Raw genomic sequence first — 11,068 nt, 5'->3', positions numbered from 1 at the left:
CAAATCTTGGAAGCAGCAAATATTCGCTAATTGGTATATCTATACAATGTATTGGCGTTTTGAAGAGGAAACTAGATAACTAGTTTCTTTTGGTTCTACAAATTCTGGTGTTGGTGAAAACAAACACAAAAAAAGCCGATTAATTCGGCTTATTGAACGATTGGAGCGGATGATGGGAATCGAACCCACGTAGTCAGCTTGGAAGGCTGAAGTTCTACCATTGAACTACATCCGCATAGATGGTGTCCCGGAGAGGAATCGAACCTCCGACCCACTGATTAAAAGTCAGTTGCTCTACCACCTGAGCTACCGGGACAAAATTAATAAATTGGCTGGGGCACCTGGGATCGAACCAGGGAAATGTCAGAGTCAAAGTCTGATGCCTTACCGCTTGGCTATGCCCCAATCAAATGCTTCTAACCGCGTTTATATCTTTATGTTTCTGCCCGAGAAAGTCTTGAGTAGAAAAATGGTGGAGAGGGGCAGATTCGAACTGCCGAACTCTAAGAGAATTGAGTTACAGTCAACCGCGTTTAGCCACTTCGCTACCTCTCCAAGTTTAAATAAATGGTGCCGACTATAGGAATCGAACCTACAACCTATTGATTACAAATCAATTGCTCTGCCAATTGAGCTAAGTCGGCATGTCTGTTGAGGGCGGTTTCTTAATCCTCTATATAATAAACTTGTTGCTTCAAAAAAAATGGTGGAGGTTGACGGGCTCGAACCGCCGACCCTCTGCTTGTAAGGCAGATGCTCTCCCAACTGAGCTAAACCTCCGTTTATTTTTAGTGCTTACTTAATATACCATAGAGAAAAAACCAAGTCAACACATTAATGGAAATTTTTTAACTTTTTTGATATACTTCTTTTGTTGAAAGGATATAAGTAAACAGAGCAAAGTATTTTCTGTTTCATATATTGGTAAAATTAAATGTTAAAAGTATTCAATACACAGGCTTTAACTAAGAATCAACGATTCCAAAGAGGAATTTTGGCAGGAGTAGTCGCTACAATTGTCCTTATGGTGGCTTACGGATGGCTTTCACAAATGTTAAGAATTGAATTTTCTGTTGCATTCCTATTAATAGGTTATGGAATCGGGTGGGCTATTAGAACATATGGTCGTGGCGTACAAATGAAATTTTCAATACTCGGAGCTGTCTGCGCTGTGGTATGCTTTATAGGTGCAGATATGATTAGTTATTTCGGATTCAGTGTATTCACTGATTTTAATATCTTCATTTATGCATTCCAAACATACTTAAAAATCCTACTAAGTACGAATTTCAATTCATTACTTGGTATCTTATTTAGAGTCGGAGGCGTTTACGCTGCATTTATAAGTTCAAGAATTGTATAGGAGATTAATATGTACAGAGAAAGTTGGGTTGAAATTAACCTCGATGCATTGAAAAAAAATATTGAGCATATACTCAATAAGTCAAAGAAGGAATTAATTTGTGTTATCAAGGCAAATGGTTATGGAAGTGGCGATCAATTCATTATTCAAACTGCTCGAGAATGTGGAATTCATTTTTTTGCGGTTTCTAGTTTGGACGAAGCCCTTGTATTAAGAAATGAAGGATGTCATGAAAAGATATTAATTTTAGGTTATGTTGATCCAAAGGACATCGATTTATGTATAGAACATAACATTTCCACAACAGTCGTTTCCTTAGATTGGTTAAAAGAAATAGTAAAGAGAGAAGTAAGTGGTCTTTCTGTTCATTTAAAGATTGATACAGGTATGAATCGTATCGGTATTAAAGAAGAAGATGAATGTATTGAAGCTTTGAATCTTTGTCTTGAGAATGAAATCAATCCTGAGGGGGTTTTTACTCACTTTGCGTGTTCTGATGATAAAACACAGTCAATGACTATGCGCCAGTATAATCTCTTCGTAGAACGCGTTAAAACGCTACAATATGACTTTGAATATATTCATTGTGATAATTCAGATGCTTTATTGTCTTTAGATGAAGATTTTACAAATTATGGAAGACTCGGCATCTCTATGTACGGTATTAGTGCGCATGACCAAACTCTACATCCAGTCTTTTCTTTATTTTCTACAATTTCATGTATAAAAGAGATTGATGCAGATGAAACCATAAGTTATGGTGCTACCTATACAACTACATCAAAAGAAATCATCGCAACACTACCTATTGGCTACGCAGATGGCTGGTTACGTAAGAATCAAGGTCGTTCGCTATACATCAATGGCGAATTAGCCCCTATTGTTGGAAGAATTTGTATGGACCAATGTATGATTCACACAAGTCAACTTTACCCCGTAGGTACAAAAGTAGAACTTTTTGGTAATCATATCTCGGTTCAGGATGTCGCAAAAGATTTAGATACAATTCCTTATGAAGTTTTAACAAATCTAAGCGAAAGACTAACCCGTGTATATGTTAAGAATAATAAACCAATCTCTATTAATAACGCACGTTTAGAACGATCATTAAAATAAGGTATCCACTGGATACCTTTTCTTATGCTATTTCTATTTGCATCAATATTTCTTCATCCATTGTTAGTACAATGAATTCACTATCACTTAAAATACCATAACTCTTTTCATAACCACCTTTAGGAATCGCTATCGATCCTGGATTACCATAAATAACACCATTTTCTTTTATAGCTACCGGAATATGTGTATGTCCACTCAAAACAACATCCAGTTTCTCATTTGGTAGTGCAATATGACCATGCGTCGAGCACACTTTCTTATCACCCATCATAAAAATATAATTATCATCCATCATTGGAAATTCTAAAACCATTTGGTCTACTTCACTATCACAATTACCACGAATTCCTATTAATTTATCTTTTAGTGTATTTAAGATTGCGAAAACTTCTTTTGGATTATAATCTTCAGGAATATCATTCCGTGGTCCATGATATAAGAAATCACCTAAACATAAACATTTATCTATTTTCTCATCACTCAATTTCTTTTGAATAAATTTTGCAGCATCTAATGAACCATGAATATCTGAAAATACTAAATACTTCATATGTATATCTCCTTTTATACTTTAATTATAGTTTAAACTTACTGACATTTCAAAAGATACGCTGTATAATAATACTGCTTTAGAAAAGAGATCTGTGGACTCTTATTCAACCATAAAGCAAAAAAATAGAATCGATTTCAATTCATTGCATTCCAAAATGGAAGTGATAGGAGGAACTTATGAAATCAAAACAACTAAAGACTTTTGTTTATTTAGCATTTTTTATCGCAATCGAAATTGTACTGATGCTTACTCCACTTGGATTTATTCCTTTGGGAGTCATTCGCGCTACAACTTTGCACATCCCTGTTATTCTTGCAGGTATCTTACTTGGCTCTAAGTATGGTGCTGCCGTTGGATTTGTATTTGGTTTAATGAGTTTGATCATTAACACTATACAACCAACCATTACGTCATTTGTCTTCTCACCTTTTGTATCAATTGGTGGAACAAGTGGTAATTTTGCAAGTTTACTGATTGTGTTTGGTCCAAGAATCTTCTTAGGATTCTTTAGCGGATGGTTGTATCAGTTTTTTAATCGCTTGAAATGGAAACCTGTACTCAACGTTTCTGTAACAGCTATTGTGAATACTTTAATTCACACAGTCCTTGTTATGGGACTCATTGCCTTTTTCTTCGGTGAACCTTATGCCCAAGCAAAAGGAGTCGCTGTATCACAATTAATTAATCTATTATTGGTTGTGATTACAACCAATGGTGTTGCGGAAATGATTGTCGCAGCAATTGTTGTTACAGCGTTATATAAAGCATTAAAACCAATAATGGAAAGGAATTAACTATGAGAAAATGTGTTGTCATTGGAGTTACCGGTGGTATTGCAGCATTTAAGGCATGTCAACTTGTAAGTAACTTAAAAAAGAAAAATTATGAAATACATGTCATCATGACTAAAAATGCAACCGAATTTGTTGCTCCTTTAACCTTTGAATCGTTAAGTGGAAATCGTGTAAGCGTAGATACCTTTGACCGTAACTTTGAATACAATGTGCAACATATTTCACTCGCAAAAAAAGCTGATGCCTTTGTTATTGCACCTGCCACCGCAAATGTTATTGCCAAAATTGTTCATGGCATTGCGGATGATATGTTAAGCACTACGTTCTTAGCCGCATCATGTAAAAAAATCATTTGTCCTGCCATGAATACAGGCATGTTAAACAACCCTGTTACCGTTGAAAACATTGAGAAGTGCAAACAACTTGGATATATGATTGTTGATGCAGAAAGTGGCATGTTAGCTTGTGGTGACGAGGGAAAAGGTAAACTTGCAGATGTAAGCATCATTGAAGATGCCATCGAATATTCTCTTTATCCAAAACCTCTTCAAGGGAAAAAGGTACTAGTCACAGCTGGTCCTACTCAAGAAGCAATTGATCCTGTACGATATATTACCAATCACAGTAGTGGTAAAATGGGTTACGCAATTGCCAAAGCCGCTCGCAATTTAGGTGCTGACGTATTATTAATCACTGGCGAAACTAATTTAACTCCTTGTCCAATGATTCAAACTATTGAAATCAAAACTGCAAAAGAAATGTTTGATGAAGTAACTAGATATAGCAAAGATCAAGATTGTATCATTAAAGCTGCAGCAGTTGCAGACTACACAGTAATTGATCCTGCCACAAATAAAATAAAAAAGAAAGATAACACACTTACAATTGAATTAACTAAAACTGATGATATTCTTGCTTACCTAGGACAAAATAAAAAAGCAGGACAAATCTTATGTGGTTTTGCAATGGAAACTGAAAATCTAATTGAAAACGCCAAAGAAAAATGCATTAAAAAGAATTGCGATTTGTTAGTTGCGAACAACCTAAGTGTTGATGGCGCTGGATTTAAAACAAACACCAATGTTGTTACAATTATTCGACCAAACGAAATCAAAGAATTAGAATTAATGAGCAAAGAAAAATTAGCATATCAAATATTAAAAGAATGCTTTAGAGGTGAGATAGATGTTATTAACGATTGATGTAGGTAATACAAACATTACAATGGGAATCTTTGACGAAGACACATTAGTTGGTAATTTTAGATTAACCACTAAAACACCAAGAACTTCTGATGAATATGGAATTTGTTTAGGTACCTTACTTGATAAATATCATATTGATTCCGAACAGATTGAAGATGTTATCATTTCCAGTGTTGTTCCAAAAGTGATGTACTCATTAAATAGTTGCATCATTAAATACTTAGATCGCGTACCTACCATCATTGGTCCTGGAGTTAAAACAGGAATTCAAGTTAATTCAGATAACCCTCGTGAGGTTGGGGCAGATCGTATTGTAAATGTTGCTGCCGCTTACCATACTTATCACCAGGCATGTCTTATTATTGACTTTGGAACCGCAACAACTTTTGACTACGTTTCTGATAAAGGAGTATTTGAATACACCGTAATATCACCTGGTATTGAAATCTCTGCACAAGCATTATGGAACCAAACTGCAAAACTCCCAGAAATAGAAATTAAAAAACCAGATCATGTCTTAGCGAAGAATACAATCAACGGTATGCAATCAGGAATTGTATATGGTTATATTGGGCAAATAGAGTATATTGTTAAGAATATTCTAAAAGAGCTCGATACAAAAGATGTTAAAGTTATCGCTACTGGTGGTCTTGCAAAAATCATATTTCCAGAAACAGATGTTATTGATGAATATGTTCCTGATTTAGCTTTTAGAGGAATGAAAATAATATACGATAGAAATAAGAAAGCCTTAGTCTAGTCCTCTAGATTAGGGCTTTCTTCACATAAAATTCAAACAAAACTCACTTTATCATCAAATTTCTCAGTTACGCTTATAGTAGAACATGAGGGAGATTATATGAGGAAGAATAGATTTAAAGTTATTCAACAGTTACCAAAGAAAATAAGAGTTTTAATGATACTTGTGTCTATATTATGTGTAGGTATTTTAGGAACAACCATCCTTAACAAAGTCTATGCAAAACAAACACAAACAATCCAACTAGATGAAAATTATGTAAGAACTATTTTCTTAGGTAAGGGCAGTTTAGATGAAACAGTTAGTGCAACAGGTAATATAGAGAGTCAAGAAACAAGTAATGTATCAGCTACATCAGAAGCAGAAATTCAAAACGTGCTCGTAAATGTTGGTGACACCGTCGAAGAGGGTGATGTTATTTGCACGCTTGATTCATCCGACTTACAAAAGAAGATCGACAAGGCAAGAGAAACACAAACGACAAGCAAGGAAACAAATCAAACAAATTATGATAACGCATTAGCCGCTAAAGAATCAGCATGGAACAGTTTAAGCACACAAAAAACAACAACGGACAACTATTACACTGCTTATCAAAAAGCACTAAGTGAATACCAAGTTGTAGAGAGTTCAATCAATACCCAACAAAATTTATTTAATACCACTGAATCAACATTACAAACCAAAGGTATTAACTTAAATCAAAAAGAAGGTGCTTGTTTAGCTAAAGGATATTTATCCGATTGTAGCGATTCTACATCATCTAATGAATACACAGAATATATAACCGCTAAGAATGAATATGATTTAGCAAAACAAGAGTATGAAACAGCAAAAAATAACTTAGACCAAGCAAAAAATAATTCGAATTTCCAAACTCTGTATAATGAGATGACATCAACTAAAGCTGCTTATGAAAATGCAAATTCACAATTAACAAAGCTTTCAGAAAATTTCAGTACTGCTGATGCGAAAGTCAATGAAACATATAAAACTTTAACATCAAATTCATCATCAACAACAGAATTAAATGACTTACTTGAACAATTAGAAGATTACACACTTAAAGCAAAAACAAGCGGAAAAGTTACATCACTTAACGCAACCGTAGGTAGTAAAGCAACCGGTACCATCGCAACAATACAAAATACCAATTCATTAAAAATTGCATTTTCAATCGATGAATATGATATCCAAAAGATTTCAGTAGGTATGAGTGCAAGAATCACTAGTGATGCAGTAGATGAAGAATTAACCGGTACCGTTACACAAATTTCTCCTACCGCAACAGCTGGTTCAAACGGTTCATCTAGTGGATTTCAAGTTGAAGTAGAAATTACATCATCAAACAGTGATTTACTTATTGGTATGAGTGCAAAAGTAGAAATCTTGATATCATCAACTGACGATGTATTCACTGTACTTCTTGATGCAATCGAAGAAAAAGAAGATGGTACAAGTGTTATCTATGTTAAAAATGACAAGGGTGAATTTGAAGCTAAAGAAGTTACCGTCGGTAATAAAACAGATTATCTAGCTGAAATATCTGGACCTAATGTCGAAGCAGGATTAGAAGTACGTGCAAGTGCAAAAGAAGAGGAAGCCACTGTTAATGATACCGACACAAACTTCTCACAAGAAATGAGTGTTCCTGGAGCTCCAAGCGGTGGTGTAATAATTACTGAGTCTAGTGGCGATATGCCTCAAGAGCGAGGTAATCGCCCATGATACAACAACAAATTCCTATCATTCAACTCGACCACATCATAAAGCGATATTTCGTAGGCAAACCCAATGAGTTAGAAATATTACATGGTTTAGACTTAAAAATCTACCCTGGTGAATTTGTCGCAATTGTTGGTGAATCTGGAAGTGGTAAATCAACACTAATGAATATTATTGGTGCACTTGATCGACCAACTGAGGGTGAATATACACTAGATAACATTCAAATATCCAAAGTAAAAGATAACGAAATATCACATATCCGTTGCGCAAAAATCGGATTTATTTTTCAAACTTTTAATCTAATCGGGAAATTATCAGCATTGAAAAATGTTCAATTACCTATGTTATATGCTGGTATGAGTAAGAAAGAAAGTAACAAACGCGCCCAAGAATTACTTGAACTTGTAGGTATGAAAGACCGGATGAAACATCAACCCAACGAGTTATCAGGTGGACAAAAACAACGTGTTGCAATAGCTCGTGCAATCAGTAATAACCCTACTTTACTACTCGCTGATGAACCGACTGGTGCACTTGATTCATCAACATCTAGATCCATCATGGATTTATTTCATAAACTTCACAAAGAAAAAAATATGTCAATTGTACTCATCACGCATAGTCAAGAACTTGCAAAAGAAACTGATCGAATTATCACACTAAAAGACGGAAGAATAATCAACGATTGTATTGGAGAAGGTGCTCATGAACATTTGGGATAATATACTTCTTGCATTACAAAGTTTACGAGTAAATAAAATGCGTGCGTTATTAACCATGCTGGGTATCATTATTGGTATAAGCGCTGTCATAACAATTGTAACTCTAGGTAATTCAATGACTTCATCCATCACTGACTCCATGTCAAGTTTTGGTATACAAAATGTTAATGTTTCTTTAGTTGATAAAAACTCCACCAATACTTCTAACCAAAGTACTTCAATTCGGATGTTTTCTAAGCAAACTTATTCAGATGAAGATTTAATTTCAAACACAATGATTGATGAGTATCGCACGGCATTTGCAAAAGATGTAAAAGCTATCTCATTATCCGAAAATGCTTCGCAAGCAAAAATCACGGAGAATCAAAATTCAGCAACCGTTAATTTAATAGGTGTTAACCCCGATTACTTAGTCGTCAATAACATTGAGTTAATTACAGGACGCTTCATCAATCAAGATGACCTTGATCAAGAACGATTAATTTGTACTGTATCCGACGAGTTCGCAACTGATGTATTTGGTTCTAGCGCAAATGCAATCGGGCAAACTATCGAAATTTCATTAAACGGATTCTCAAAGACATTTACAATTGCAGGTGTTTATCATTACGATACAAGTGGACAAGTACTGAGTTCTTCTTCCATCACAACTGATTGTTACTTGCCCATTACAACTGTAAAAAAATATACGAATGCTCAAGATGGATATAGCAGTTTTACCATCATGGCTAATCATGATGTTGATAGTACTACTTTTTTAAATCAAACAAAATCATTTTTTCAAAGTTACTATACCCTTAATGATTCCTATACAGTTTCAGCATCAAATATGGAAAGCATGTTAGAATCTATGACAAGTATGTTATCAACCATTACACTCGCCATTGCAGCAATTGCCGCCATTAGTTTACTTGTAGGTGGTATTGGTGTAATGAATATTATGTTAGTTTCAATAACAGAGCGAACACGAGAAATTGGAACAAGGAAGGCATTGGGTGCAACCAACAGAAACATTCGATTGCAATTCATTGTAGAATCAATGGTTATCTGCTTAATTGGTGGACTTATAGGATTATCACTAGGTGTTATCCTTGGTTCATTTGGTTCATCATTACTCGGATATCCCGCGAAAACAAGTATTAGCGCATGTATTATTTCAGTACTCTTTAGTATGAGTATTGGTGTATTCTTTGGTTATTATCCCGCAAACAAAGCAGCTAAAATGGATCCAATTGATGCTTTAAGGTATGAATAAAATTTAGACATTTACTTTTTGTTAAACTATAATTAAGGTATCATTTTTGATACCTTTTTAAATACACCCATAGAAAGTGAATCTTATGGAAAGAAAAATTGTTAAGAACTATATTTATAGTGTACTTTACCAAATATTAATTATTATCATGCCTTTGATTATCACACCTTATACAACTCGTGTTTTAGGTGACTATACTTTATCAATCAACACAGCTACAGCCAATACGATTCAGTGGTTTGTCTTGTTTGGTATTATGGGAATTAATATTTATGGAAATCGCCAAATTGCTAGAGTTCGCGATGACAAATCATTGTTATCAAAAACATTTCTAGAAATATTTACTATGCAATTTTTCAGTATGCTCCTTGCGACACTTATGTTTTTCCTTTATATGATTGTTATAGGTGATCGATATCAAACCATTCTTCTTATTCAAGGAATTTCATTATTGAGTGTTGCTCTTGATATCACTTGGTTTTTCTATGGAGTAGAAGACTTTAAGAAAGCATCTATACGAAATATGTTTGTTAAAATCATCGGGGTAATCCTTATTTTTACTTTAGTTAAGAATAAGAATGATCTATTAACATTTGTTTTAATTAATGTTTGTACTGGTGTTGCCGGACAAATCATCATGTGGTTTCAACTCAAGCAATATATCCACTTTGAGAAAATATCATTTCAAGGTGTAGTAAAACATATCAAACCAAATATCGCGTTATTTATTCCTCAAATCGCAATTAGTGTTTATTCCATCCTAGATATTACTATGCTAAAAACATTAGGTCCTGTTTTCGAACAGTTAAATCTTTATGAACAAACGCAAAAGTTTGTTAAAATGTTCTTGTTTTTTATCACATCAATCGGAACAGTTATGCTTCCACGAGTATCAAATGTTTTTCATAAAGGAGATACCCAATCCGTTCATAATTATTTAAACAAAACCTTCCGATTAGCTTTGTACTTATCTATTCCGATGATATTCGGTATCAATGCAATGATTCAAAATTTTGTGGATTGGTTTCTACCTGTTTCTTATCATTCCGTAGGTTTATTGATTCAATGTACCTCTCCCATCATTTTATTTATCTCTTTAAGTAATGTTTTTGGAACTCAATACCTTGTCCCCACTGGCGACACCAAGTCATACACAATCTCAGTTGTCGTTGGAGCTATATTGAATTTCTTAATCAACTGGTCTCTTATACCTACTTATGGTGTATATGGAGCTATAATTGGCTCCGTCATCGCTGAATTAAGTGTTACATTAATACAATTTTATTTTATTAGAGGGAAAGTTAAGTTCAACTTTCAATCAAATGAACTTTTATTAATTTTGTTTGCATCTTTTATTATGTTTATACCCGCCCATTATCTTGGATTTTTAGGATCTAGCTTTCTAGTTAATCTCATACAAATAGCAGCAGGTGGTTTTACATATTTACTTATTTTATTTTTATTTAAAGCGCCACTACTCCGTGAATTACCTATTAAGTTGTTCAAAAACTCAAAATAGCTTCCACGTGTAAAACACGTGGTTCTGACTTAACCCTATAAGGGCTATTA

Annotated in this window: 10 protein-coding genes and 6 tRNA genes; 9 read left to right on the top strand and 7 right to left on the bottom strand. The window is 34.3% G+C overall.

Annotation, left to right across the window (positions count from 1 at the left end):
- Window positions 1-161: 161 nt before the first annotated feature.
- The 6 genes from RR643_RS09785 to RR643_RS09760 form a co-directional block, all read right to left on the bottom strand.
- A tRNA-Gly gene (locus tag RR643_RS09785) sits at window positions 162-235 on the bottom strand.
- A gap of 5 nt (window positions 236-240) precedes the next feature.
- A tRNA-Lys gene (locus RR643_RS09780) sits at window positions 241-316 on the bottom strand.
- Between the two features lie 13 nt (window positions 317-329).
- Window positions 330-405: transfer RNA gene (locus tag RR643_RS09775), tRNA-Gln, on the bottom strand.
- A 65-nt stretch (window positions 406-470) separates the two neighbouring features.
- Window positions 471-555 (bottom strand) — tRNA-Tyr (locus RR643_RS09770).
- Between the two features lie 13 nt (window positions 556-568).
- Window positions 569-644, bottom strand: a tRNA-Thr gene (locus tag RR643_RS09765).
- A gap of 60 nt (window positions 645-704) precedes the next feature.
- A tRNA-Val gene (locus RR643_RS09760) sits at window positions 705-780 on the bottom strand.
- A gap of 154 nt (window positions 781-934) precedes the next feature.
- Between RR643_RS09760 and RR643_RS09755 the strand changes: the two genes are divergently transcribed.
- Together RR643_RS09755 and alr are read left to right on the top strand one after the other, a co-directional pair.
- Window positions 935-1,363 (top strand): hypothetical protein, encoded by a 429-nt coding sequence (locus RR643_RS09755; RefSeq protein ID WP_332469836.1) that lies wholly within the window; start codon window positions 935-937, stop codon window positions 1,361-1,363.
- A gap of 9 nt (window positions 1,364-1,372) precedes the next feature.
- Entirely contained in the window at window positions 1,373-2,479 is a 1,107-nt protein-coding gene (gene alr, locus RR643_RS09750; RefSeq protein ID WP_332483099.1) for an alanine racemase, read from the top strand.
- 22 nt (window positions 2,480-2,501) lie between these two features.
- Here the strand turns inward: alr and yfcE are convergent, their stop codons facing one another.
- Window positions 2,502-3,032, bottom strand: coding sequence for a phosphodiesterase (gene yfcE, locus RR643_RS09745; protein ID WP_332469834.1), 531 nt, complete (start codon window positions 3,030-3,032; stop codon window positions 2,502-2,504).
- A 179-nt stretch (window positions 3,033-3,211) separates the two neighbouring features.
- Here yfcE and RR643_RS09740 point away from each other — a divergent pair, with 179 nt between their 5' ends.
- From RR643_RS09740 to RR643_RS09710, 7 genes are all read left to right on the top strand, one after another.
- Window positions 3,212-3,829, top strand: a complete 618-nt coding sequence (locus tag RR643_RS09740) for an ECF transporter S component (protein ID WP_332483098.1) — start codon at window positions 3,212-3,214, stop codon at window positions 3,827-3,829.
- A gap of 2 nt (window positions 3,830-3,831) precedes the next feature.
- Window positions 3,832-5,031: a bifunctional phosphopantothenoylcysteine decarboxylase/phosphopantothenate--cysteine ligase CoaBC gene (gene coaBC / locus RR643_RS09735; RefSeq protein ID WP_332483097.1), complete on the top strand. Its 1,200-nt coding sequence runs from the start codon at window positions 3,832-3,834 to the stop codon at window positions 5,029-5,031.
- The gene (locus RR643_RS09730; RefSeq protein ID WP_332483096.1) at window positions 5,015-5,794 is read left to right on the top strand and encodes a type III pantothenate kinase; all 780 of its coding nucleotides are present in this window, start codon (window positions 5,015-5,017) and stop codon (window positions 5,792-5,794) included. Before coaBC ends, RR643_RS09730 begins: the two co-directional genes overlap by 17 nt.
- Before the next feature lie 99 nt (window positions 5,795-5,893).
- Window positions 5,894-7,522, top strand: coding sequence for an efflux RND transporter periplasmic adaptor subunit (locus tag RR643_RS09725; protein ID WP_332483095.1), 1,629 nt, complete (start codon window positions 5,894-5,896; stop codon window positions 7,520-7,522).
- A complete protein-coding gene (locus tag RR643_RS09720) occupies window positions 7,519-8,244 on the top strand; it encodes an ABC transporter ATP-binding protein (RefSeq protein WP_332469829.1) in 726 nt (241 codons plus the stop codon). The genes RR643_RS09725 and RR643_RS09720 overlap by 4 nt, the downstream gene beginning before the upstream one ends.
- Entirely contained in the window at window positions 8,228-9,499 is a 1,272-nt protein-coding gene (locus RR643_RS09715) for an ABC transporter permease (RefSeq protein WP_332483094.1), read from the top strand. Before RR643_RS09720 ends, RR643_RS09715 begins: the two co-directional genes overlap by 17 nt.
- Before the next feature lie 85 nt (window positions 9,500-9,584).
- Window positions 9,585-11,018: an oligosaccharide flippase family protein gene (locus RR643_RS09710; protein ID WP_332483093.1), complete on the top strand. Its 1,434-nt coding sequence runs from the start codon at window positions 9,585-9,587 to the stop codon at window positions 11,016-11,018.
- Window positions 11,019-11,068 lie beyond the last annotated feature (50 nt).

The organism is Anaerorhabdus sp., from assembly GCF_036637135.1.
Lineage (GTDB): Bacteria > Bacillota_I > Bacilli_A > Erysipelotrichales > Erysipelotrichaceae > Anaerorhabdus.
The sequence above is the reverse complement of the archived record's forward strand: the minus strand, read 5'-3'. Positions and strand labels throughout refer to the sequence as shown.